This is a genomic window from Amycolatopsis echigonensis (genome assembly GCF_014174495.1).
Classification (GTDB): domain Bacteria; phylum Actinomycetota; class Actinomycetes; order Mycobacteriales; family Pseudonocardiaceae; genus Amycolatopsis; species Amycolatopsis echigonensis.
Genome location: NZ_JACJHR010000070.1, coordinates 25,969 through 48,784, shown reverse-complemented (window position 1 = coordinate 48,784; position 22,816 = coordinate 25,969). Strand labels below are relative to the sequence as shown.

Annotated in this window: 20 protein-coding genes and 1 tRNA gene; 9 read left to right on the top strand and 12 right to left on the bottom strand. The window is 70.5% G+C overall.

Annotation, left to right across the window (positions count from 1 at the left end; all coding sequences use genetic code 11):
- Window positions 1-63: 63 nt before the first annotated feature.
- Window positions 64-252 (bottom strand): hypothetical protein, encoded by a 189-nt coding sequence (locus H5411_RS35065; protein ID WP_009081303.1) that lies wholly within the window; start codon window positions 250-252, stop codon window positions 64-66.
- A 390-nt stretch (window positions 253-642) separates the two neighbouring features.
- Here H5411_RS35065 and H5411_RS35060 point away from each other — a divergent pair, with 390 nt between their 5' ends.
- Window positions 643-846, top strand: a complete 204-nt coding sequence (locus H5411_RS35060; RefSeq protein ID WP_101434095.1) for a cold-shock protein — start codon at window positions 643-645, stop codon at window positions 844-846.
- Between the two features lie 391 nt (window positions 847-1,237).
- Window positions 1,238-2,134, top strand: a complete 897-nt coding sequence (locus H5411_RS35055) for an acyl-CoA desaturase (protein ID WP_101434094.1) — start codon at window positions 1,238-1,240, stop codon at window positions 2,132-2,134.
- A gap of 6 nt (window positions 2,135-2,140) precedes the next feature.
- Here H5411_RS35055 and H5411_RS35050 read toward each other — a convergent pair whose 3' ends face one another.
- From H5411_RS35050 to H5411_RS35015, 8 genes are all read right to left on the bottom strand, one after another.
- Window positions 2,141-2,560 carry a DUF6292 family protein gene (locus H5411_RS35050; protein ID WP_101434429.1) on the bottom strand — a complete coding sequence of 140 codons (420 nt, stop codon included), beginning with the start codon at window positions 2,558-2,560 and terminating at the stop codon, window positions 2,141-2,143.
- 192 nt (window positions 2,561-2,752) lie between these two features.
- A complete protein-coding gene (locus tag H5411_RS35045; protein WP_101434093.1) occupies window positions 2,753-3,031 on the bottom strand; it encodes a hypothetical protein in 279 nt (92 codons plus the stop codon).
- 45 nt (window positions 3,032-3,076) lie between these two features.
- Window positions 3,077-3,712 carry a hypothetical protein gene (locus H5411_RS35040; RefSeq protein ID WP_101434092.1) on the bottom strand — a complete coding sequence of 212 codons (636 nt, stop codon included), beginning with the start codon at window positions 3,710-3,712 and terminating at the stop codon, window positions 3,077-3,079.
- Entirely contained in the window at window positions 3,705-4,127 is a 423-nt protein-coding gene (locus tag H5411_RS35035; protein ID WP_101434091.1) for an acyl-CoA thioesterase, read from the bottom strand. The genes H5411_RS35040 and H5411_RS35035 overlap by 8 nt, the downstream gene beginning before the upstream one ends.
- Window positions 4,124-9,100: an NAD-glutamate dehydrogenase gene (locus tag H5411_RS35030; RefSeq protein ID WP_101434090.1), complete on the bottom strand. Its 4,977-nt coding sequence runs from the start codon at window positions 9,098-9,100 to the stop codon at window positions 4,124-4,126. Before H5411_RS35030 ends, H5411_RS35035 begins: the two co-directional genes overlap by 4 nt.
- Window positions 9,101-9,833: 733 nt before the next feature.
- Window positions 9,834-12,404 carry a hypothetical protein gene (locus tag H5411_RS35025; protein WP_183126297.1) on the bottom strand — a complete coding sequence of 857 codons (2,571 nt, stop codon included), beginning with the start codon at window positions 12,402-12,404 and terminating at the stop codon, window positions 9,834-9,836.
- Window positions 12,405-12,423: 19 nt separating this feature from the next.
- On the bottom strand, window positions 12,424-14,100 hold the full coding sequence (gene ettA, locus H5411_RS35020) for an energy-dependent translational throttle protein EttA (protein WP_101434088.1): 1,677 nt from the start codon (window positions 14,098-14,100) through the stop codon (window positions 12,424-12,426).
- 102 nt (window positions 14,101-14,202) lie between these two features.
- On the bottom strand, window positions 14,203-16,221 hold the full coding sequence (locus H5411_RS35015; protein ID WP_183126296.1) for a bifunctional copper resistance protein CopD/cytochrome c oxidase assembly protein: 2,019 nt from the start codon (window positions 16,219-16,221) through the stop codon (window positions 14,203-14,205).
- A gap of 143 nt (window positions 16,222-16,364) precedes the next feature.
- Here H5411_RS35015 and H5411_RS35010 point away from each other — a divergent pair, with 143 nt between their 5' ends.
- From H5411_RS35010 to H5411_RS35000, 3 genes are all read left to right on the top strand, one after another.
- Window positions 16,365-17,411, top strand: a complete 1,047-nt coding sequence (locus H5411_RS35010) for a LacI family DNA-binding transcriptional regulator (protein WP_183126295.1) — start codon at window positions 16,365-16,367, stop codon at window positions 17,409-17,411.
- Between the two features lie 187 nt (window positions 17,412-17,598).
- Window positions 17,599-18,018 carry a peptidase inhibitor family I36 protein gene (locus H5411_RS35005; protein WP_167441818.1) on the top strand — a complete coding sequence of 140 codons (420 nt, stop codon included), beginning with the start codon at window positions 17,599-17,601 and terminating at the stop codon, window positions 18,016-18,018.
- A gap of 1,341 nt (window positions 18,019-19,359) precedes the next feature.
- Window positions 19,360-19,433 (top strand) — tRNA-Arg (locus H5411_RS35000).
- Window positions 19,434-19,549: 116 nt separating this feature from the next.
- On the opposite strand, the gene H5411_RS34995 is transcribed toward H5411_RS35000, so the two are convergent.
- From H5411_RS34995 to H5411_RS34985, 3 genes are read right to left on the bottom strand one after another with little or no spacing between them, the layout of a single operon-like run.
- A complete protein-coding gene (locus tag H5411_RS34995; RefSeq protein WP_183126294.1) occupies window positions 19,550-20,377 on the bottom strand; it encodes a helix-turn-helix domain-containing protein in 828 nt (275 codons plus the stop codon).
- A complete protein-coding gene (locus H5411_RS34990; RefSeq protein WP_183126293.1) occupies window positions 20,374-20,904 on the bottom strand; it encodes a DUF6879 family protein in 531 nt (176 codons plus the stop codon). Before H5411_RS34990 ends, H5411_RS34995 begins: the two co-directional genes overlap by 4 nt.
- Entirely contained in the window at window positions 20,901-21,131 is a 231-nt protein-coding gene (locus tag H5411_RS34985; protein ID WP_183126292.1) for a hypothetical protein, read from the bottom strand. Before H5411_RS34985 ends, H5411_RS34990 begins: the two co-directional genes overlap by 4 nt.
- 200 nt (window positions 21,132-21,331) lie before the next feature.
- Between H5411_RS34985 and H5411_RS34980 the strand changes: the two genes are divergently transcribed.
- From H5411_RS34980 to H5411_RS34965, 4 genes are all read left to right on the top strand, one after another.
- Window positions 21,332-21,568, top strand: a complete 237-nt coding sequence (locus tag H5411_RS34980; RefSeq protein ID WP_183126291.1) for a hypothetical protein — start codon at window positions 21,332-21,334, stop codon at window positions 21,566-21,568.
- Window positions 21,568-21,879 carry a hypothetical protein gene (locus tag H5411_RS34975; RefSeq protein ID WP_183126290.1) on the top strand — a complete coding sequence of 104 codons (312 nt, stop codon included), beginning with the start codon at window positions 21,568-21,570 and terminating at the stop codon, window positions 21,877-21,879. Before H5411_RS34980 ends, H5411_RS34975 begins: the two co-directional genes overlap by 1 nt.
- A complete protein-coding gene (locus tag H5411_RS34970; RefSeq protein ID WP_183126289.1) occupies window positions 21,876-22,052 on the top strand; it encodes a hypothetical protein in 177 nt (58 codons plus the stop codon). The genes H5411_RS34975 and H5411_RS34970 overlap by 4 nt, the downstream gene beginning before the upstream one ends.
- A 429-nt stretch (window positions 22,053-22,481) precedes the next feature.
- The gene (locus tag H5411_RS34965; RefSeq protein ID WP_183126288.1) at window positions 22,482-22,766 is read left to right on the top strand and encodes a hypothetical protein; all 285 of its coding nucleotides are present in this window, start codon (window positions 22,482-22,484) and stop codon (window positions 22,764-22,766) included.
- Window positions 22,767-22,816: the final 50 nt, after the last annotated feature.

Genomic DNA, 22,816 nt, shown 5'->3' with positions numbered 1-22,816 from the left:
CCCGCCACGGCCAACCCACCGCACCGGCCACCAACCTCAACACCGGCGAGCGCACCCGGCGGCTCAGACGCGGGCACCCGCCTCCAGACCCAGCATCGCGAGCAATCCCCGCAGATCGTCGACGTCGTGCGCGTGTCCCGCGACGGTGCGGGCGGCGTGTTCCTGCTGGACGCGCAGGTCCTGTTCGGCGGACACCCGGGCACGGGCGAATTCACTGGTTTCGGCGGACAGCGGACGTCGTTCCGAGCGCATGTCGCTCCTCGTCGAGGTGGAAGGGGCCACCGGCGATTCCGTGCGTAACGGACCCGCCGGGGACGACGCCGGCTCGAACGCCGGCGCACGGTGAGACTTCTCGACGCTCCAGACGCTACTCCCCGCCCCCGGCCTGCCCGCGAGCCCGTCCCCGCCGCGCGCGCCGCGACGTCCACAGTGGACCGTTCGGGCGGCAGCCCTGGTGGGACCGGCTCCGGCATGCTTTACTGGCCTTGGTCGTGTTTTGTGTTCGTGCGGTGGGTACGTCCCGCAGCTACGCTCGCAAGATGTAGCGGGCGTGGTGTTTCTCTTCCCGGAAGACACTCCGTCGGTTGCCGGCCCGGATGCCGAGGTGGCATCTGATGTTGAGATCCGATGGAGATCGTTTTTATGACGCAAGGCACCGTGAAGTGGTTCAACGCCGAAAAGGGCTTCGGGTTCATCAGCCCGGACGACGGCAGTGCCGACGTGTTCGTGCACTACTCGGAGATCCAGGGCAACGGTTTCCGCAGCCTTGAGGAGAACGCCCGCGTGGAGTTCGAGGTCGGCCAGGGCCAGAAGGGCCCGCAGGCCACCGGCGTTCGCGCCGTCTGAGTTTTCCCGGTGTTCCCCCTGGTGCGAGAGCTTTCCGCACCAGGGGGAACCCGCGCCGGGGCGGACTTTCCGCCCGCGGCGGCCGACGTCGTTCGGCAATCCGGTGCGCCCCGGTGAATGTTCCCGGGCGCACGAGGTCTTCCGCGTCCTGGGAACCCGGACGCGAGATCACCCGTTGACCAGGGCAGGTCGCGACTGGCCGCACGGCCCTCCCCTGCCCGGTCAGTTCGCAACGCACGGCGTGTCCCCCGGAGCGGCTCCCCTCCGCTCGGCTCGCGCCGCGGCATCGGCCTCGGCCCCGCAGAGCGCGGCGGCCGGACCAGCTCGAGTAGGAGCGTTACCCATCGACACCCAGAGCACCGTCCAGCGTCCCCCGAAATCGCCCCAGCCCATGCTCGCCGGCCGCAAGAGCGGCACCGAGGCATTCCTGGTGAAGCTTTTCGCCGTCGTCCCCCTCGTCGCGGTCGCCGCGGCGGTGCCCCTGGCCTGGGGCTGGGGGCTGAGCTGGCTGGACATCGGCCTCGCCGCCGCCTTCTACTGCGTCAGCGGCCTCGGCATCACCGTCGGCTTCCACCGGTACTTCACGCACGGCTCGTTCCGCGCCCGCCGCGGCCTGCGGATCGCGCTCGCCGTCGCGGGCAGCATGGCCATGCAGGGACCGGTCATCGACTGGGTCGCCGACCACCGCCGCCACCACGCGTACTCCGACCGCGACGGCGACCCGCATTCGCCGTGGCGTTTCGGCACGTCGCCCGCCGCGCTCGCCAAGGGCTTCTGGCACGCGCACATGGGCTGGCTGTTCGGCCGCGACCGGACCAACCCGCGCCGCTTCGCCCCCGACCTGCTCGACGACACCGACCTGCGGACGATCGACCGGCTCTTCCCCGTGCTGACCGTCGGGACGCTGCTGCTGCCCGCGCTGCTGGGCGGCCTGATCACGATGAGCTGGTGGGGCGCGCTGACCGCGTTCTTCTGGGCCGGGCTGGTCCGGGTCGCGGTGCTGCACCACGTGACCTGGTCGGTCAACTCGCTGTGCCACCTGATCGGCGAGCGCCCGTTCGAGGCGCGCGACCGGTCGGCGAACTTCTGGCCGCTGGCGATCGCGTCCTTCGGCGAGTCCTGGCACAACTCGCACCACGCCGACCCGACCGGGGCCCGGCACGGCGTCGGCCGCGGTCAGCTCGACATCTCGGCGCGGCTGATCTGGATGTTCGAGAAGTTCCGCTGGGCCTCGCACGTGCGCTGGCCCCGGCCCGAACGTCTCGCGCGCAAGCTCAAGGCCGCCTGAGCGAACTCAGGCCCTGCGGACCCGCTCCTCGAGCCGGGTCCGCAGGTCGCCGTGGCTGGACACCGCCAGCGCCGGCCCCGGACTCCCCGCTTTTTCGGCCGAGCTCAGGACGTCCGCGACGAACCGCCGCACCCGCTCCGGCGCGGGCGTCACGTCGCCGCCCAACTGGGCGACCGGCTGCGGGGATTCGGCGGGCGTCGTCTCCACCGCCACCGACCAGCCTTGCCGCATGGTCCACAGCAGCATCAAATCCCGGCCGGGGAACCGCGGGGACCGGCCGCTCAGCGCGACATACGCGGTGACCGTGTCGGTGACCTCGCACGACGTGCACTCCACCGACACTCCGACCGCGGCGGCGACCTCGCGCACGTAAGCGGCCAGCGCCTGCCGCAGCACCTGCGGATCGTCGGCCGTGGGCAGGGACATCGGACGTTCCGGACCGGACAGGAGCATGGGTCTCCTCTTCCGCCGCCGTCTCCGCTTCGCGCGGAACCGAACCGGGGTCGGGCCATCGCGCGAAGGCCGGCGGTCGCGATGATCGGGGCCGCACCGGATCGGGCATCCGGCAGCTGGACCGGACTCCGACTCTACCCGCTGGGACAACCCCCGCAGCCGCGATCAACCCGTCTGGCCGCCGCCGAAATCGCTCGAAGAGCCGCCGCCGTCCGAGGAATCGGCGATCGACATGGCGATCCACGCGGCGAAGAGTCCTGCTTGGACATACGGCGCGGCCTCCCCCACCGCGCGCACCACCGACCGGGCACGACCGGGTTCAGGCCCGGCTTTCGGCACGGGCTCCCCGGCCGCGTCCGCGGGCCGGTCCGTGCGCCACGGCGTCTCCTCGGGCCGGACCTCGGCGAGGAAGTCCGCGGTCGGGTCGCCGTCGGGTTCGGTCATCCGTTCACGATGGCGCCGCCGGCGGGCTCCCGCCAGCGGACCGGCTCAGAACACCAGCGGCAGCAACGCCTGGCGCCGCTTCAGCACCGCGCCGTAGCGGGCGTCGAGGCGCAGCCACGAATCAGTGGCGGTCACGCGGATGACGTCACCGTCGATCGACGAGTCGAACAACCCCATCCCGGACAGCGCGAACAGGCACCGCATCTGGACCTTGACCTCGAGGTCTCCCCCGGTGACGGTGAGCACCGCCTGGTCCATCAGCGAGGCGGGCGGCGTGCCGTGCGGCCCGGCGTTGTCGCGGGCGAGCGCGACGCCGCGATCGGCGAGATCCGACACCACCCCGACCGGCAGCTCGTCGACCTTCTGCCACCGGTCGGACACCGGCAGCTCGGCGTGCCACAGCAGGTCACGCGCGGGACCCGGGTCCATCACCTCGCCGCCCGCGACGGCGAGCGCCGCGAGCAGTTCGTTGCCGGGCACCGTGACGTCCGCCGGGGTCACCGTGCCCGCGACCGCGCGGGTCGCGAGGACCTCGAACGGCGTGGCCGTCCACGCCTCGACGACGTCGTCGCCCCGGCGGCGCAGCCGGACGGCGGTCGTGCCGTCCAGCCGCACCGCGCGGGCGACGAACGCGCTGAGCGTCTCCCGGTCGTCCGGATCCGGAATCCGCAGCTCAGGCATCGGCCAGCACCCGCTTGAGGAATTCGGTTTCCTCGTCGCTGAACCGGCGCGGCCGGAGGTTGACCGTGTCGTACGGGGCGAGCACGGTCTCCGCGGTGACCGCGACCGGGTCGGTCGCGTCCGGGCCGGTCCGCACGACGTACCCGAGGGTCACCGTAGAGGCCTTCAGCTCGGTGAGCGTGATCTCCACGCGCACCGAGCGGCCGGGCGCCGCGACGATCGGCGCGCGGTAGTGCACGGCGAGCTTCACGACCACGACGCCCTTCGGCAGCTCGGTGAGCCCCGCGCGCTCGGCTTCGCCGAACAGCACGGGGACCCGGGCCTCTTCGAGCAGCGTCACCACGTTCGCGTGGTTGACGTGCCCGTACACGTCCATGTCCGACCATCGCGGCTGGACGTGGGAAACGAATGTCACCGCACCGTGCTCCGGATCTGGCGCGCGGCCACGGACAGCGTCGCGAGGTCGAGCCGCCCGGAACGGGTGATCTCGTCCAGCGCCACGCGCGCCCGCGAAAGCCGCGACGCGTTGGCCTTCTCCCATTGCCCGATCTGCTCGTCGACCGACAGGTCCTGGTCGCTGTGCCGCAAGGCGTCGAGCGTGATCGCGCGCAGGGAACCGTACACGTCGTCGCGCAGCGAGAGCCGGGCGAGGGCGTGCCAGCGGTTGCCGCGTTCCAGTGCGCTGATCTCGGTGAGCATCTTGTCGATGTCCAGGTGGTCCGACAGCGCGTAGTACAGCTCGGCGGTGTCGGCCGGGGTGTGCGTCGCGTCGAGCCCGACCTGCTGTTCGGCCAGCTCCGCCACCTCGACCACGTCGAGCAGGCCGTAGCTGTGCAGCAGCAGCGCCACCCGGCGGGCGAGGTCGGCGGGCACGCCCTCGTCGACCAGGGCGGCCGCGTCCTGCTCCACCGACTCCAGTTCGCGTCCGCGCAGGAGCTCGCCCAGCTTCGGGCCGAGTTCCGCGACCACCGGGCCGAACCGGTTGATCTCGGCCAGCGGCGCGAGCGGTTGCGGGCGGTTGGTCAGGAACCAGCGCGCGGCCCGGTCGAGCAGCCGCCGCGTCTCCAGCACCATCCGGTCCGCGACCGCGGTCGGCACCACGTTGTCCAGCGCGTCGATCTCGGTCCACAGCCGCGGCAGGTCGTAGACGTGCGTGACCACTGCGTACGCGCGCACCGCGTCGGTGGCGGTCGCGTTCATCTCCTCCATCAGGCGGTAGACGAACGAGATGCCGCCGCCGTCGACCAGCTCGTTGGTGATCAGCGTGGTGATGATCTGGCGGCGCAGCGGGTGCTGCGCGATCGCCGCGGCGAACGGCTCCCGCAGCGGAGCCGGGAAGTACTCCGGCAGCCTGCGGGTGAACACCTCGGATTCGGGCAGGTCGGAGGCGAGCAGCTCGTCCTTGAGGTCGAGCTTCACGTGGGCGAGCAGCGTCGCCAGCTCCGGCGAGGTCAGGCCCTCGCCCGCCTTCTCCAGCGCGCGGAACTGCGACGGGGACGGCAGGGCCTCCAGCTTGCGGTCGAACGCGCCCTTCGCGACCAGCGCGGACACCTGCCGCGCGTGCACCGACACCATCGGCCCGGCGTGCGCCCGGCTGACCCCGAGCACCGCGTTCTGGCGGTAGTTGTCCGCGAGCACGAGCGCGCCGACCTCGTCGGTCATCTCGCCGAGCAGCTCGTTGCGCCGCGCGTGCTCCAGTTCGCCGCCCGCCACCAGGTGATCCAGCAGGATCTTGATGTTGACCTCGTGGTCGGAGCAGTCGACGCCGGCCGAGTTGTCGAGCGCGTCGGTGTTGATCTTGCCGCCGTTGCGGGCGAATTCGATGCGACCCAGCTGGGTCAGGCCCAGGTTGCCGCCCTCGCCGACGACCTTCACGCGCAGCTGGTTGCCGTTCACGCGGATCGCGTCGTTGGCCTTGTCGCCCGCCGCGGCCTGGCTTTCGCTCTCGGCCTTGACGTAGGTGCCGATGCCGCCGTTCCACAGCAGTTCGACCGGGGCCAGCAGAATCGCCTGGATCAGGTCCATCGGCGCGAGCTTGGTGACGCCCTCGTCGAGGCCGAGCGCCTCGCGGACCTGCGGGCTGATCGGGACGGTCTTGGCCGAGCGCGGGTAGATCCCGCCGCCCTCGCTGATCAGCGAGCGGTCGTAGTCGTCCCACGAGCTGCGCGGCAGGTCGAACAGCCGCCGCCGTTCCGCGTACGACGACGCGGCGTCCGGGTTCGGGTCGAGGAAAATGTGCATGTGGTTGAACGCCGCGACGAGCCGGATGTGCTCGGACAGCAGCATCCCGTTCCCGAAGACGTCGCCCATCATGTCGCCGATGCCGACGACGGTGAAGTCCTCTGTCTGGGTGTCCTTGCCCAGCTCGCGGAAGTGCCGCTTCACGCTCTCCCACGCGCCCTTGGCGGTGATGCCCATGGCCTTGTGGTCGTAGCCGACCGAACCGCCGGACGCGAACGCGTCGCCGAGCCAGAAGCCGTACTGCGCCGAGACCTCGTTGGCGATGTCGGAGAACTTCGCGGTGCCCTTGTCCGCCGCGACGACCAGGTAGCTGTCGTCGGCGTCGTGGCGCACCACGTTCGGCGCTGGCACGGTTTCGCCCTCGACGCGGTTGTCGGTGAGGTCCAGCAGGCCGGAGATGAACATCCGGTAGCAGGCGATGCCCTCGGCGAGCTGCGCGTCGCGGTCGACCCCGGCGTCGCCGGTGGGCCGCGGCGGGCGCTTCACCACGAAGCCGCCCTTCGCGCCGACCGGCACGATCACCGCGTTCTTCACCGCCTGCGCCTTGACCAGGCCCAGGATCTCGGTGCGGAAGTCCTCCTGCCGGTCCGACCAGCGCAGGCCGCCGCGGGCGACCTCGCCGAACCGCAGGTGCACGCCCTCGACGCGCGGCGAGTACACGAAGATCTCGTACTTCGGGTGCGGCTCGGGCAGCTCCGGAACGCCGCTCGGGTCGAGCTTCAGCGCCAGGTACGGCCGCGGGTTCCCGTCGGCGTCGCGCACGTGGTAGTTCGTGCGCAGGGTCGCGTTGACGACCGCGAGCAGCCTGCGCAGGATCCGGTCCTCGTCGAGGCTCGTGACCTCGTCGATCATCGAGGAGATCTCGGCGGTCAGCGATTCCTCGTGCGTCTTGCGGTCCACATCGGACAGTTGCGGGTCGCAGCGGGTTTCGAAGAGCCGCACCAGTTTCGTCGCGACCTCGGTGTGCTTGACGACCGTGTTCTGGATGTAGGCCTGGGAGAACGGGCTGCGCGCCTGCTGCAGGTAACGCGAGTAGGCCCGCAGCACCGCGGCCTGCCGCCAGGTGAGCCCGGCCCGCAGGACCAGGGCGTTGAGGCCGTCGACCTCCGCGTCGCCCTGCCACGCGGCATGGAAGGCGTCCTGGAACCGTTCGCGCACCTCGATCGCGGCCGCTTCGTCCGCTTCCTCGAGGCCCTTTTTGTCGACGCGCAGGCCGAAGTCGTAGATCCAGCTGGCCCCGCCGTCCTCGCGGAACAGCTCGTACGGCCGCTCGTCCACCACCTCGACGCCCATGGCCTGCAGCACCGGCAGCACCTTGGACAGCGTGACGCCCTCGCCGCGCAGGTAGAGCTTGAACCGCCGCTCGCCCGGTTCGGCGTCCGCGGGCAGGTAGAACGACAGCGCGAGGTCGCCCTCGTCCGAGAGGGTGTCGAGCTTGGCGAGGTCGGCCAGCGCGTCCTCGGCGGTGAAATCTTCCTTGTACGCCTCGGGGAACACCGCGCCGAAGCGCTGGCCCCGGTCGACCGCGGACTCCTCGCCCGTCATCCCGGTCGGGCTGCCGTCGCCGACACGCTCGCGGCGCTCCGCGATGATCGCCTCGACCAGCCGGTCGTCCCAGCTGCGCACAACGGTGTTGAGCCGTTCCTGGATCCGCAGCGTGTCCGGCTCGATGACGTTCGACGGGTCGGTGTGCACCATGAAGTGCACCTGCGCGAGCAGCGTTTCGCCGACGCGCGCGCTGTACTCCAGCTGCGTGCCTTCGAGTTCTTCCAGCAGCACTTCCTGCATCGCCAGCCGCGAGCGCGTCGTGTAGCGGTCGCGCGGCAGGTAGACCAGGCAGGAGTAGAAGCGGCCGTACGGATCGCGGCGCAGGAACAGCCGCAGCCGTCGCCGGTCGGACAGCGTGATCGCGCCGGTGGTCGTGGAGTACAGCGAATCGGTGTCCGCGGAGAACAGGTCCGCGCGCGGCCAGTTCTGCAGGACCTCCAGCATCCGCTGGCCGGAGAACGATTCCATCGGGAACCCGGCGCGGTGGATCACCTCGCGCACGCGCTGGCCGACCACCGGGATGTCGAGCACGTTCTCGTGCAGCGCGGTCGTGGTGAACATGCCGAGGAACCGGTGCTCGCCGGTGACCTTGCCCTGGTCGTCGAACGTCTTCACGCCGACGTAGTACGGATAGACCGGACGGTGCACCGTGCTCGGCGCGCTGGCCTGGGTGAGCACGAGCAGCGACGGCGCGAGCGCGTCAACGGAGCTGTCCGGGCCCGCGGTGAGGCTGCGCGCGGCGAGGCTGTCCTGGCGCAGCACGCCCAGCCCGGAGGCGAGAACCGCGCGCAGGGCGGGCTCGTCGCTGTTCGGCTGCGGGCTGTCGACCAGCTCGTACTTGCGGTAACCGAGGAAGGTGAAGTGCCCGTCGGCGAGCCAGCGCAACAGGCGCGCGCCCTCGGTGACTTCGTCGCCGGGCAGCTTCGGCGGGTGCTGCTCCAGCGTTTCCGCGAGCGAGCAGGCCGTCTGCGCCATCTTCTCGGCGTCCTCGACGACCTCGCGCACGTCGCCGAGCACCGACGTCAGCCGGTTGTCCAGCTCGCGCGCCCGCTGCGGGTCGGTGACGAGGTCGATCTCCACGAGCATCCACGATTCCGCGGACGCGCCGGCGGGCGGATCGGCCGGGTCGGCGTCCAGGTGCAGGCCCTCCAGCTCGCCGGTCAGGCCGCGGCTCACCACGACGATCGGGTGCACGATGCGCTGCACCTGCACGCCGTCGCGGGCGAACTCCGCGGTGACGCTGTCCACGAGGTAGGGCATGTCGTCGGTGACGACCTGCACGACGGTCGCGTCGCGCGTCCAGCCGTCCTCGGCGGTGGTCGGGTTCAGCAGCCGGACCGCCGGGCGCCCGGGCATGCGCTTCTTCGCCAGCTGCAGGTGCGAACGCACCGCGCCGACGAGCGCGACCGGCTCGTCGCCGACGATCTCGTCGGCCGGAATGTGCCGGTAGTACAAGCGGATCAGGTCCGCGATCTCCGGCGCCTGCGCCGCGGCGGTGTCGATCAGCTCGTCCCGGATCTGTTCCGGGCTGGCCGTGCGGCGGGCGGCGCCGGCTTCGGTGCCGACATCGGGCGGGGACGAGACTCCCGTCGAGCTCATTGAGCAACTCTCCAGTGTGCGAGACCGAGATGCGTCCGTCACCACAACGTGCCGGACATCCCTCACCCTAATCCGCGCTCGACCGCCCCCGTGCGCGGCGGGGAAAGACTTAAGGTTCGTTTCCGGGATCCCCGGCGGCGCGCTCGGGCGGGATCGGTTCAGCTACCGGCGGGTTCGGCGCGGGCGGTTTCCGGCAAAAGGCTTGGCACGAGGCCGGAGCGCCGGTTTCGCGGGCGCGGCGGCCGCTTCGGGATCGGTTCAGTGTCCGTATCGCCCGCGGCGAGAACGGAAAAGGTTGCGTCCCTCCCCTGCGAGAATTCCCACCCGTACGGGCTAATTCTTCCGTTGCGGCGGAGGGAGCGGGGTGGGCTGGGCGGAGCAGCCTCGCTTTCAGGCTGGGGCAATCGCGGGGTGCTCGCAGATCGGCGGGCCCGGGTGGCTCGTTGCCGCATAATCTCGGCGCGTCCAGCCAGTGACTGGGAAAACCGCTTGGCGCAGCGCAAAACGCGACGAGCGGCGGAGCTTTTCCGCTCCGGCACGGAGTACTTGCGCGGAGGTGCGTGGCTGCCTCCCGCAGAAGTCCGTGAAGGGCTCCTTGCGGGAATCAGATTCCCGCAAGGAGCCCTTCACGGACCGCTAAACCCAAAGTCGCGTCCGCGTCGATGCGCGATTCCTTGCCCTGCCGCGGAATCTGCCCGGCCGTGCCAGCGCTTCCCTTGCGGCGCGGGAACTTTCAGTCGCCGTTGTTGCGGTGGCGGTCCGCGGTCGCGCGGCCGTTGATCGGCTTCGGTTCGTCGTTCGGGCCGAGGCGTTTCACCAGCGCGGCCGCGCTCGCGGTGCCCGCCTGGTGTTCGGCGAGGGCGCGGGCGAGCAGTTCCGCGAGACCGGCGTCCGGCGGCGGTTCGTCCTCCGCGATGGCGCGCGCGTAGCCCTCCGGGAACGGCTGCTCCGACGGAGTCCACGCGTCGATGTCGGACAGCGGGTCGAGTGCCGGCGGCATCCGCAACCGCGGCAGCCAGGGCTCCTCGACCGGCTCGGGTTCCTCGGGCCGCGGCGCGGGGGCCAGGTCCGGCTTGTCCTTCGCCGCCGGTTCCGGTTCCGCCGCGGCGGATTCGGCGCGTCCGGGCTCGTCCGCCCGGCGCCGTCCGCCGCCTCCGCCGGTCGCGGTGATGCCCAGCCGGTCCAGCACGGACTTCGCGGCGACCGAGCCGTGTTCGGCGTCGTGCCGGGTCTTGCGCCCGCGCACGTCGCGGCGGGCCGCTTCCTCCTGCGCCCACTCGGCGCTTTCCCACAACGGCGCGGCGGGCTCGTCCGCGGGAGCCGGGGCGAGCGGCAGCTCCGGCAGGATGTCCGACAGATCCGGCATCCGCAGCGAGAACTTCGGCGGCTCGTCGGTCTCTTCCGCCGCGCGACGAGGGGTTTCCTCCCGCGCCCACGGAATCTTCGTTTCGTCGGACTGCGTCTTCTCTTCCCGGCGGGCAGGCGCGTCCTCCGCCGACCGACGCGCCGCCGGCGGCTTCTCCGGCCAGCGAACCGAGGTGTCCTCGGCCTTCTTCACCGCACGACCGGGCACGGTCTCCGCGACCTGCGAAGCGGCCGAGTCCGCCGTGCTCTTCTGCGGCGTCTCGGACCGCGGAACGGACACGTCGGCCCGGGAAGCCCGCGCCTCAGCCGCGTTCTCGGCGACTTGCGCCGGACGACCCGACTCGGCCCGCGAAGCCTCTTCCCGGCCGCCCGGCTCGGCAGCCGCCCGCTTCCGCGGTGCAGGCGCTTCCGCGTCCTTCCGCCCGAACGGCCGCGCCCATCCCGGCAGCACCGGCGACTTGCGGTCCTCCGCCCGCCGCCGTCCGCCCGTCCGCGGGGCCTCCTCGGCCGATTCCCGGATCGCCGGAAGCACCGAGGTCTGCTCGACCTCCGTCTCCGCCGCGGCCCGCCGGAACGACCACGCCGGCTTCTTCTCCGCCGCCTCGACCCACGCCGAAGCCGAGACCGGCTCAGCGGCCACCTCGACCTGCGCCGGAACGACCGGCAACGGAGCCGCGACCGGGTCCGGCCGCTCGGCGGGGACGTCCCGGATCGCCGGCATCACCGAGGTCTCCTCGGCCGCGACCCGCGGCTCGACCTCCATCGACACCGGGCGACCGTCGCGGGGAGCGGACGCGGCGAGGACGTCGTCAAGGTCCATCGAGGCGATCGAGTCGCCGCCCAGCTCGCCCGCGATCAGCCCGCACGCCTGGCGCCGGGCGCGTGAATGCACGTGTTCCGCGGCCCGCGCCCGGTGCAGGCACCCGATGGCCTCTTCCGCGCTGCCGAACCGTTCCTCGATCTGCGCGAGTTCCAGCCACAACCGCGCGGTGACGGCCGCGAGCCCGTGCCGGTCGGTGGCCGCGACGGCCTCCCGCACCAGCTCGGCAGCGGCGTCTCCCGCGCCGGAGGGCAGGTGGACGCGGGTCGCGACCGCCAGCCGCAGCCACGCCGCGGGCGCGACCCCGGCGGCACGCACCGGTTCCCGCAGCACGGGCTCGGCGATGTCGTAAGCCATGTCCGCGTCGCCGCGATCGAGCAGCGTGCTGACCAGCTGCAGCACGAGCCGGATCCGGACGAGACCGCCGTCGTCGCGGGGACGGTCCATCTTCTCCAGGAACCCGAGCCCGGTCCGCGCGGCGTCCGCGGCCGCGGTCAGGTCCCCGTGCCGGCGCCGGTGCGCCGCGGTTCCGTTGCGCAGCAACGCCCGCATGAGCAGCCGGTCGTCCGCGTCGAGCGAATCGTCGGCCACCAGCAACCGGTCCGCCTCGACGAGCACCCGGTCCAGCTCCGCCTTCCGGCCGAACTGGGCGAGGCACCCGACGAGATGGCACAGCGCTTCGGCGCGCAGCGACGGCGGCACGTCCTCGGACAGCACCGGCCGCAGCGCGGCCAGCCCCATCAGTGGAACGCCGAGGCTGCGCGCGCAGATCGCGAGGTCGACGCGCAGCCGCGCCGCCGTCGTCGCGTATCCGGCGTGCTCAGCCGCGCGCAAAGCCGCGACCGCGCGGCCGACCGTGGACGTCCGCGCCCCGGTCCGCACGCGAGCGGACACCACGAGCGCTTCCGCCCGGATCCAGTGCCCGTCCGCGCCCGCCGCCTCCGCGAGCGCGGCCGAGCGCTCGCCGAGAACCAGCGACAGCTCGGGTGCCCGCAACCGGAGAGCTTCCGCCCGGTCGATCAGCCGACCGAGGTCGGCGAGGGTCCCGCCACGGGCAACGGCGGGCCGCCCGTCCGCGGTCGCGGACGGGCTGGGCCGGTTGTGCCTGCTGGTTTCCACTCGGGACCCCCCGCGCCGGTCAGTCGCGCTTCAGCTTGCGGTGGGTGACCCGGTGCGGACGCGCCGCTTCGGCGCCGAGGCGCTCGACCTTGTTCTTCTCGTAGCCCTCGAAGTTGCCCTCGAACCAGAACCACTTCGCCGGGTCCTCGTCGGTGCCCTCCCAGGCGAGGATGTGCGTCGCGACCCGGTCGAGGAACCACCGGTCGTGGGAGATCACCACGGCGCAGCCGGGGAACTGCTCGAGCGCGTTCTCCAGCGAGCCCAGCGTTTCGACGTCCAGGTCGTTCGTCGGCTCGTCCAGCAGGATCAGGTTCCCGCCTTCTTTGAGCGTCAGCGCGAGGTTGAGCCGGTTGCGCTCGCCGCCGGACAGCACGCCGGCCGGCTTCTGCTGGTCCGGGCCCTTGAAGCCGAACGCGCTCACGTAAGCGCGCGAGGGCATTTCGGTCTGCCCGACGTGGATGTAGTCGAGCTTGTCGGACACGACCTCCCACACGGTCTTCTTCGGGTCGATCCCGCCGCGGCTCTGGTCCACATAGGACAGTTTGACCGTCTCGCCGATCTTGACCGTGCCGCCGTCCGGCTCCTCGAGCCCGACGATGGTCTTGAACAGCGTCGTCTTGCCGACGCCGTTCGGGCCGATCACGCCGACGATGCCGTTGCGCGGCAGGTCGAAGGAAAGCCCGTCGATGAGCACCCGGTCGTCGAAGCCCTTGCGCAGCTTCTCGACCTCGACCACGACGCTGCCCAGGCGCGGGCCCGGCGGGATCTGGATCTCCTCGAAGTCGAGCTTGCGGTGCTTGTCCGCCTCCGCGGCCATCTCCTCGTAGCGGTCGAGCCGCGAACGGGACTTGGTCTGGCGCGCCTTGGCGTTGGACCGCACCCATTCCAGCTCGCTCTTGAGCCGCTTGGCGAGCTTGGCGTCCTTCTTGCCCTGGACCTCGAGCCGCTCGCGCTTCTTCTCCAGGTAGGTGGAGTAGTTGCCCTCGTAGCCGACGACGCGGCCGCGGTCGAGCTCCATGATCCACTCGGCGACGTTGTCCAGGAAGTACCGGTCGTGGGTGACGGCCAGGACGGCACCCTTGTAGTTGGAGAGGAACTGCTCCAGCCACAGCACGCTTTCGGCGTCCAGGTGGTTGGTGGGCTCGTCGAGCAGCAGCAGGTCGGGCGCGGACAGCAGCAGCTTGCACAGCGCGACGCGGCGGCGCTCGCCGCCCGACAGGTGGGTGACCGGCTCGTCCGGCGGCGGGCAGCGCAGCGCGTCCATCGCCTGTTCGACGGTCGAGTCGAGCTCCCAGGCGTCGGCGTGGTCCAGCTCCTCCTGGAGCTGGCCCATCTCCTCCATCAGCGCGTCGCTGTAGTCGGTCGCCATCTGCTCGGCGATCTCGTTGTAGCGGTCGAGCTTCTTCTTGGTGTCGCCGAGCCCCTCCTCGACGTTCTGCCGGACCGTCTTGGTCTCGTCCAGCTCCGGCTCCTGCATGAGGATGCCGACGCTCGCGCCCGGCTGCAGGAACGCCTCGCCGTTGCTGGCCTGCTCGATCCCCGCCATGATCTTGAGAACGGTCGACTTGCCGGCGCCGTTCGGGCCCACGACGCCGATCTTGGCTCCGGGGTAGAAGGCGGTGCTCACGTCGTCGAGGATGACCTTGTCCCCGACGGTCTTGCGCACCTTTTTCATGGTGTAGATGAACTCGGCCATGACAGCGATCGTAGAGTGGCTCCTCCGGCGGCTTGACGGCGGTCACCACCGCGCTACCCAGGGTCAAGTCGAGGTCACTCCGGCGACATTGTTTCCGGCGCGCTATTCCGCCCGTTTGCCCTCGGCGAGGTTCTTCAGCATCGCGTTGTAGGCGGCCAGTTCCTCGCCGCCGGTGGTCTCTTCGCGCCGGTCGCGCCGCTTCGCCTCGCGCTCGTCCTGGCGGGCCCACTGCACCAGCAGCGCGATCAGCACGAGCAGCACCGGGACCTCGCCCGAGGCCCACGCGATGCCGCCGCCGAGCCGCTGATCGGTCAGCAGGTCGCCGACCCACGGCAGCTTCAGCGACGAGTAGAACTCGCGGCCGATCACGGTCTGCATGTTCATCAGGATCACGCCGAAGAACGCGTGGAACGGCATCGCGCCGAACATCATCCCGAGCTTGCCGACCGGCGGCAGCCGCCGCGGCGCGGGGTCGACGCCGATCACCGGCCAGTAGAAGACGTAGCCGACGAGCAGGAAGTGCGCGTTCATCGCCAGGTGCGCCCAGTGGTAGTTGAGCGCGTTGTCGAAGAGGCCGGAGAAGTACAGGCCGTAGAAGGACCCGACGAACAGCAGCAGCGCGACGATCGGGTTCGTCAGGAACCGCGACACCGGCGAGTGCACGGCGGCCAGCAGCCATTCGCGCGGTCCGGGAGCGCCTTCGCGGCCGGCCGGCGGGAGTGCGCGCAGGGCGAGCGTGACCGGGCCGCCGAGCACCAGCAGGACCGGCGCGACCATCGACAGGAGCATGTGGTTGCCCATGTGCACGCTGAACATCGCGGGCGCGTACCGGCCGATGCCCGACGACGTGGCCAGCATGATCACGGCGCAGCCGGCGAGCCACGAGACGGTCCGGCCGACCTTCCACGCGTCGCCGCGCTTGCGCAGCCGCCGCACGCCGGCCAGGTAGAGGCCGGCCAGGACGATCGCGAGGGTGCCGTAGACGAGGTCGAACCGCCAGTCGGTGAGCAGCCGCCAGAACGTCGGCGGGCCTTGCAGGTCGTAGCCGATGAGGAGTTCGACGGTGCCCGGCTGCGTGACCGCGTCCGGCGGCGGTGGCGTGCGGGCGAGGCCGGTCGCGATGCCGATGGTGACGAACATGATCAGCACCTCGACGGCGGCGAGCCGCAGCAGCTGGCTGCCGCCCTTGCCGTCGACGAGGTTCGCGACGCCGCGGCTGCGCTGCTGCTGGCCGAAGACGCCGAGCAGCAGCAGCGCGACGATCTTGGCGACGACGAGCAGGCCGTAGTCGGTGGTGAAGAGGTCGCCGAGATTGATCCGGACCAGCGCGTTGACGATGCCGGACACCGCCATCACGACCCAGCAGACCAGCGCGAGCTTGGAGAACCGCTGCGCGGCGAGGCTGAGGTTCTTGCCGCGCCGCCAGCCGAGCGCGAGCACGGCCAGCAGGCCGCCGACCCACAGCGCGGCCGCGACGAGGTGGAACAGCAGGCTGTTGGTGGCCAGGTCGTGCGAGCCGCCGCTGGCCGAGTGCCCGGTGACCGCGACCGGGACGAGCCCGGCGACGGACAGGAAGAACAGCACCGCCGTCCAGCCCCAGCTGAGCACCAGGCGGCAGCCGAGGGCGAGCAGGAGCGCGATCAGCGCCGTCCAGAGCCACGCCTTGGGCTGTTCGATCGCGCTGACGAGGCTGAGCAGGGTGTCCGGGGAAAGGACGTCGCCGAACGGCTTGCCCGCGCTGTCCGCGGCGGTGAACGCGACGGACAGGATCGAAGCGGCGAACCACGCCCACGCGGCGAACCCGGCGGTGCGGACCGCGGCGTACCCCTCGGGGGCGAGCGTGCCGGATTTCTGTGGCGGCACGAGGAAAGCGGCCAGCAGCAAAGCGCCGACACACACGACCGACGACGCCTCGGCGAGCACGCGGACCACCGTGACGCCGTAGCGCGTGACGAGGCCGGGGTCCGGCAATCCGGCGATGACGTAACCCGCGCCGCCGGTGAGCGCGACGAGCCCGACCGCGACGACCGCCGCGAGCACGACTCCGACCGAAAGCAGCGGAAGCACACTGGTCTTGCGTCCGCGGTTCGGGGCGGGTTTCGTCACAGGTTCCGAGCTCACAGTACGAGACTAGGCCGGTCGCGCGCGCGGCGGCACGGGGGTGGGTCTCTCCGCGCATCGCCCGTTCGCGGCGTTTGCGCTGGTCGAGCCGGGTTGCCGGACGGAATCCGGTGCACCGCAAGGCTTTCCTCTATGCTCCCCCGATGACCAGCAGCCGTCGCCGCCGCCCGACGCTGGACGACGTCGCGGAGGCGGTCGGGGTGTCGCGCGCCACTGTGTCGAACGCCTACAACCGGCCTGACCAGCTGTCGACGCAGTTGCGGGAGCAGATTCTGCGCGTGGCGGGTGAACTCGGTTACCCCGGTCCGAACCCGACCGCCCGCAGCCTCGCCACGAACCGCACCGGCGCGATCGCTTTCCTGCTGGATTCGTCGCTGTCGGCGGCCTTCTCCGACCCCGCGCTGTCGATCACCCTGGACGCGCTTGCGAAAACCGTAGAACCGACCGGGAATGCACTGCTGCTCTTGCCCGGCCGCGAAGCCGAGGAGGGCCCGCCGGCGTCGCGAGTCCTCGCCGCCCAAGCGGATATCGCCGTGGCGTACTCCCTCGCCGACGGAACTCCCGCGCTGGAAGCCGTGCGGGCACGGGGTTTGCCGCTGGTGGTCATCGACCAGCCCCCGCTCCCGGAAACGGCCCGAGTCGGGTGCGACGACCGCGGCGGCGCGGCGTTGGCCGCGCGCCATTTAGTGGAATTGGGCCATCGGCGCTTCGGAATCCTGGCCGCCCCGCGCCTTTCCGGCACCGCGGCCACCAGCGCCTTCCACGGCACCCGGGAACGCCTCGCCGGATACCTCGACACGCTCGCCGCCGCCGGGATCACCGACATCACCATCACCGAAGCCCCCTGGCTCTCCGCCTCGACCGCCCGCGGGGCGGCCACCGAACTGCTCACCGCTCCGGTGCGTCCGACGGCCCTGCTGTGCATGTCCGACCAGCTCGCCTTCGCCGCGATCGCCGCCGCCCACCGGCTGGGCCTGCGCGTCCCTGCGGACGTCTCGATCGTCGGTTTCGACGACACTCCGCAGGCAGCGTGGTCTGAACCACCTCTGACGACAGTGCGCCAGGACCTGGCAGGCAAGGGCCGCGTCGCCGGAGAACTGGTGATGGACCTCCTCGCCGCGTCGCCCGTGCCCCCGCCGATCGAACTCCCGGTGTCGCTGGCAGTCCGCGAAAGCACCGCGGCGATTTAGCAAGACCGTTCGGCGATCTGTGGACAACTAGGTCTCTTCCGGGTGAAGGGAAACTACTTGTCCACAGACGTAGGAATGCGGGCAGACAAATCGCACGAAACCCGCCAAGGTGGAGAACACGCCCGGTTTCCCGGGATACCGCCGGCCCCTTCGCCGGCACCGCTTCGATTGAGGGGGAGTTCCCATGATGTTCCGCCGCCTGCTGCCTTTCCCGGGTCGCCGCTCCCGGCCCGCCGCCCCGTCCCGCCTGCCCGGCGTGCTGCTGCTGGTCACCGCCGGTCTCCTCACCACGTCCGGCCTGGCCCAAGCCGCTCCGGCGGATCCGCCCGCTCCCGCCTGCGGTGCCGGCGAGTTCTGCCTGTGGGACACCGAAACCTATTCCGGAAGCGCACAGAGTTATGACCTGCGCACGGTAAATCCGGGTGATTGCATTCCCCTGCCCGAGGGATTCCAAGGCCATTCCTTCGTCAACCGGATGACCCGCGACGTCACCATCTACCAAGGAGCAGACTGTTCCACGGAGGGCGATTTCATCACCTATCCGGGCGGCGGCACGTACGTTCCGCAGTCCCCGTTCGCGGTGCGCGCCCTGAAAGTGTGGGAATAGCCCCCCGAGACCGGGCCAGGCGAACGAGGCAGCTCCAGGACGAGTCGACTCGCAGCCCCAGTTCGCCGGCCCGGGGGCCGCACCCCCGAGCGGCCCCCCGGCCCGTGGGCGCGCAGCCCGGAAGATCCGCGCCCACGGGCCTCGGACCCCTCGCCTCCCGCCCCAGCCCCCGACCCGGCGGCGGGAGGCGAGGCCCGGGTCCCGCCACCGGCCCCGACCCGGTGGCGGGAGGCCAGGCCCGAGTCCCGCCCTCGGCCCCGACCCGCGCTGAAGTCGGGAGTCGAAACCCGGGTCCCGCCCCCGATCCGCACGGGGAACGGGAGGCGACGCCCGGATTCCGCTCCCTGCCCGGGCTGGGAGCCCGGAAGGCGAGATCTGGGTTCAGCTCTCGGCCCCGACCTGCGAGCCGAGAGGCGAAACCGGAGTTCCGTACCCAACCCGACCTGCGAACCGGGAGATGAAACCCAGGTCCCGCCCCCGGCCCCGCGCTGGGAGTGCGGAGCCGGAACTCGGGTCCCCCTCCACACTGGGAACCGGGAGGTGAAACCTGGGTTCCGCCCTGGTCCGCCGCAGCTCAGACGGATGCCCGTCCGGTGTCCGGTCCGGCCGCGGGTCTGCCCCAGTCCGCCGCTCGCGTACCGATGCCACCCCGCGTCAAGCCCGGCTACCGGGTCCGTCCCGCAGCACACCGGCACCCGCCCGGATCAGGCTCGGCTGCGGGGTCCGCCGCTGCTCACCGATGCCCGCCCACGTCAGGTTCGCCGCAGGTCTCCCTTGTCCACCCCCACATACCGGCACCCCGCGCGGGTGATGCTCGGCTGCGACATCCGGCACTGCCCCACACCGGCACCCGCCCGCCGCCAGGTTGAGGCGCAGGTCAACCAGGCCCGCCGCGCACCGGTACCCGCCTCGCATCAGCCTCCGGACCGATCAGCCGCCGATCCATGCCACCACCGCTTGCCTGACCAGACACCCAACCTGGTCCGCCTTCACACCTCACTGCCTGACCACAACCGCCGAACAGCCCAACTGTCCCCGCCCAGGCCAGACGCCCAACATCACAAGATCGCCGCACTCCCTGCCCGCCCGCAACGCCCCGACCCCGTCGGACCAACCAGGAGATCCAGATGTCCAGGCTGCACAAACCGCCGCCCGCTCACCGCACCAGACCGCTTCCCCGCGCAGTGCGTGCCGGAACCGTCGCGCGCTGTGGCATTCCGCCCCCGAAGAACCGCAAATCCGACGAACGGAAGCTGAAACGATTCGACGGTGTCGAACGATCGAGAGATTGGCGATGACTAAGCTGCCCATGCTGGAGGTCAGCAGCTGTCAGCCGCCCGGGCCCTCGTAGCTCAGCTGGATAGAGCAAGAGCCTTCTAATCTCTAGGTCGCAGGTTCGAGTCCTGCCGGGGGCACTCCGGTGCCTGGTCAGCGCACGTCTGGCCAGGCACCAGCTCGAACACCGACGCCGAAACCGTCCAAAAACCGTCCACTATTGCGACGCAGCCAGTTCGAGCCTCCGACCGGCGAGCTACAGCGCGCGGAGGACTCGCTGCAGCAGATCACGCGCCTCGTCGCCCTCTACCGCGATCTCCCACAGCTTCTCGGTGATGCCCACGTACAGGGCGACGTCGGTCGGCTCGGTGACGGTGATCTCGGTGTGGTTGACCTCGACGAGCACGGTGTCGTCGTGCACGGTGTAGCCGTGCATCGTGATCGTCGGCAGCTTCGAGTCGAGCGGGACGATGCCGAGCCGGACGTGCGCCAGGCCGACGAGGTTGAGCAACCGGTCGATCTGGACTCGCAGCATCGGCACGTCGCAGATCGGGTACCGCAGAGCGGACTCCCCGATCAGGATCTCGATCCGCTTGCTCGGGTCGTAGAGCACGTCCTGCCGCCGGATCCGCTCGCGGACCGCTTCGTCGGTGTCGGTCGGCGTATCGTGCATCTCCGCGGCCATCTCGAACACCAGCCGCGCGTAACCGGGTGTCTGGACCAGACCGGGAATGAGGAACAGTTCGACGGACGCGATGAAGGTGGCGTCTCGTTCCGCGACGGCTTCGACGTGCTGCCGCTCGGAATGCCCGCGGCGCAGCTGCTGTTTCCAGCGGTCTCGCGCGAGCCGGAGGTCGACCAGGGCACCGCGCAGACGAGCCTCGGTTTCTTCGTCTGCGCCGACTGCGGGCAGCCAAACATCGAGATCGGCGTCCGCCGGGACGGTGCGCGCGTTCTCGATGCGCGACACCTTCGAGGCGACCCAGCCGATGTGGGCAGCGAATTCCTTGCCCGTCTCGAATCCGGCGCTGGTCCGCAGCCGGCGCAGTTCGCTCGCGAAGATCTGATGGTCCCGCTCAGTCACCGCGCCATCGTGGCGTACTCCGCGTGCGGGGTCGCTATTGGCCATGCCGTGTCGCGCCATGCTCGATGCTCGGCGAGGACGGTCGGGTCGTCGTCGACCACCACGCCAGCAAGTTCCTTGTCGTCGGTGAACTGCAGAATGGCCACTCGCTCATCGTCGAGCAAATAGAAGTCGTAGCCAGGCAAGCCGTGCTCGCGCGCAATCCGCTCAGGAAGCCAACGCACGTCCTCGCCCGCCGCGACGTTCGGTCCGATCGCTTGCCGCATCCAGGCGATGTATTCAGTGATCGGCTCCGGGTAGACGCGGACACGCTGGAACGGGATGCCGTCGGCGCGCAGCCGGGCGAGGTGGGCAAGCCACGCGCGGTCGTCGTCGGTCTCGACGGCGGGCTCGCCGGCCAGCCACCGTTCGACTTCCGGGAGGTCGACGGCGTACTCGCCTTGGCATTCCCACCGCCACGACGAGCGCCGCACCGAACGCAGCAGCGCAGCGAACTCGTCGGTCGGGTTCAGGTGCGTCCGGGTCACACGGTGCTCTTCGCGTCGTCGAGCCGCTTCGCGACGAGGTAGTCAAGCAGCGCTTTCGGTACCTCGACCGCGGTCTCGTGGTCGGGGAGACCACGCTCGCGGAGCTTGGCGAGGGCTTCCGGGTCGGTGACGCGGGTGCCCTGCACGACGTAGGTGTCGTTGTCGGTCTCGTACAGCTCGGGGCATCCGCCGTTTTTCGAGGTCGTGTGCAGGTGGGTCAGCTTCATTAAGTCCTCCATGGGGGGGGCGATCGTGGAATCCACAGAATTGCACAGATGATCAGCTTCGCCACAGCTCCACCCAGTGGCCCAAATATCCGCATTCGGTAACACCCCGTAGCGATCACCTACTCCGAAAGTATGTAATCGTGCAAGGATTCTACAGATTCTATTGATAGTTGTGGAAGGCTCCGCCATGCTCACTTCTCGTGAAACGGGGATGGCGCAACGAACGACGAGTCAGCACTGTCGACACCACCGGACGGCCCGTCACGATCACGACGGGAATCACCACCAATGTCGCCGGCCAGAACACCGTGGTGCTGGCTGTCGATAACCCCTCGGTCGCCGGACCCAGTGCAGCAATCCCGCCCGCTGCAGGCGGTCGCGTGATCCAGAACTTGCAGTGGTCCTTCGACGATCTGCGTAAACAGGGAGGCGCGTGATGGGGACCCTCTGCGGCCAGCTGCCCGCCGAGGACGTGGCCGCGGTGACCGGTGCCGTGCAACGCGCGCCGCATCCGGCGCGCACGTCGGATCTCGTCTTGCGCGTGCACGCCGATCCGACCGCGTCGTACCGGCGGACCGTGCACCGCTACTGGAAACGCGAACTGGCCGACCCTGGTATGCGGTGGCTGATTCCGTGGTGCTCCGGCAATACCCCCTACCCGGAACGCCACGAGCGCGGCGAGATCGACTTCACCGGGTTCGCGAACGCCGAATGGTGCCGCAGCTGCACCGGGTTGGGCAACCGATGACCAGCCGAAGTCTCGATCCAGACGGCACCGTGAGCTCCGAAGCACCGGAGCAGAAACCCGAACCCACCGAACCCGGACCGGAGGCGAGCACGGACGACTGGGTTCGCTACGTCAACCAGCGCTATCCGCGCCGCGGGGTCACTGCTCCCGGCTCGCACATGGGCCGCCGATGACGCTACGCCGCACCACTTGATCCACCGGTCGCCGCGACGGATTGCCCCCGACACGCCGCGGCACCGGGTGCACCCCGACAGGCGGGGTGCGCGGGCGGCAGCCTTCCTCTTTCCCCTTCTTCCTGGGAGGGCTGCCGTCCATCCATTCTCCCGATCGCTGGCAGTGATCCGCGTTCCCTGTAACACCAGGGGTGTTCACCGCGAACAATCGGTGGACATAGCCGACAATCGGGAGTCGAGATGAGCGGGGCTCTGGGGGCTCGATCGGTTCTGCGCAGCAGACCAGTGCTACTAGCGCTCGGTGCCGCGGCCCTCGTCGCGGTGGCTGCTGTACTGGCCTTCGCTAGCTTGCAGCAAGCGAGTGGAACTGCCGAAAGCCATGCGTATCGCGTTGAGCTCGCAGGCGAAACCGGCTCTACGTTCACCTTCATGCGCAATGACACCGGTGACCTCGACGCAACCGTCGACCAGAACGGCAAGAAGATCGTCGGCGGCGTCCCGCCGGCCACGCCACTGGTCGGCGAGAAGACCATCGAATTCACTGCCTCAAGCCCTACCGGGTCGCAGATGATCTCCGTATCGGTCACTGGCGGACGAGGGTGGGCCGTCGACGGCGTCGACAAGCTGAACAGCTGCAAGATCTATCGAGACGGCGAGCTGATCGCCTCGGCAACACCGAGGGCCGACGGCATCGACTGCACCGTTCGCCCCTGACTCCACGACGCGAATCGAGGGCCCCGCGCAGATGCGCGGGGCCCTCGTCG

Bases quoted from the DNA above. Each gene is read 5' to 3' on its own strand.
- H5411_RS34970 (WP_183126289.1), top strand. From the start codon at position 21,876: ATGACCAGCCGAAGTCTCGATCCAGACGGCACCGTGAGCTCCGAAGCA.
- H5411_RS35010 (WP_183126295.1), top strand. From the start codon at position 16,365: ATGACCAGCAGCCGTCGCCGCCGCCCGACGCTGGACGACGTCGCGGAG.
- H5411_RS34975 (WP_183126290.1), top strand. From the start codon at position 21,568: ATGGGGACCCTCTGCGGCCAGCTGCCCGCCGAGGACGTGGCCGCGGTG.
- H5411_RS35055 (WP_101434094.1), top strand. From the start codon at position 1,238: ATGCTCGCCGGCCGCAAGAGCGGCACCGAGGCATTCCTGGTGAAGCTT.
- H5411_RS35030 (WP_101434090.1), bottom strand. From the start codon at position 9,100: ATGAGCTCGACGGGAGTCTCGTCCCCGCCCGATGTCGGCACCGAAGCC.
- H5411_RS34965 (WP_183126288.1), top strand. From the start codon at position 22,482: ATGCGCAATGACACCGGTGACCTCGACGCAACCGTCGACCAGAACGGC.
- H5411_RS35060 (WP_101434095.1), top strand. From the start codon at position 643: ATGACGCAAGGCACCGTGAAGTGGTTCAACGCCGAAAAGGGCTTCGGG.
- ettA (WP_101434088.1), bottom strand. From the start codon at position 14,100: ATGGCCGAGTTCATCTACACCATGAAAAAGGTGCGCAAGACCGTCGGG.
- H5411_RS35005 (WP_167441818.1), top strand. From the start codon at position 17,599: ATGTTCCGCCGCCTGCTGCCTTTCCCGGGTCGCCGCTCCCGGCCCGCC.
- H5411_RS35040 (WP_101434092.1), bottom strand. From the start codon at position 3,712: ATGCCTGAGCTGCGGATTCCGGATCCGGACGACCGGGAGACGCTCAGC.
- H5411_RS35045 (WP_101434093.1), bottom strand. From the start codon at position 3,031: ATGACCGAACCCGACGGCGACCCGACCGCGGACTTCCTCGCCGAGGTC.
- H5411_RS34985 (WP_183126292.1), bottom strand. From the start codon at position 21,131: ATGAAGCTGACCCACCTGCACACGACCTCGAAAAACGGCGGATGCCCC.
- H5411_RS35050 (WP_101434429.1), bottom strand. From the start codon at position 2,560: ATGTCCCTGCCCACGGCCGACGATCCGCAGGTGCTGCGGCAGGCGCTG.
- H5411_RS35065 (WP_009081303.1), bottom strand. From the start codon at position 252: ATGCGCTCGGAACGACGTCCGCTGTCCGCCGAAACCAGTGAATTCGCC.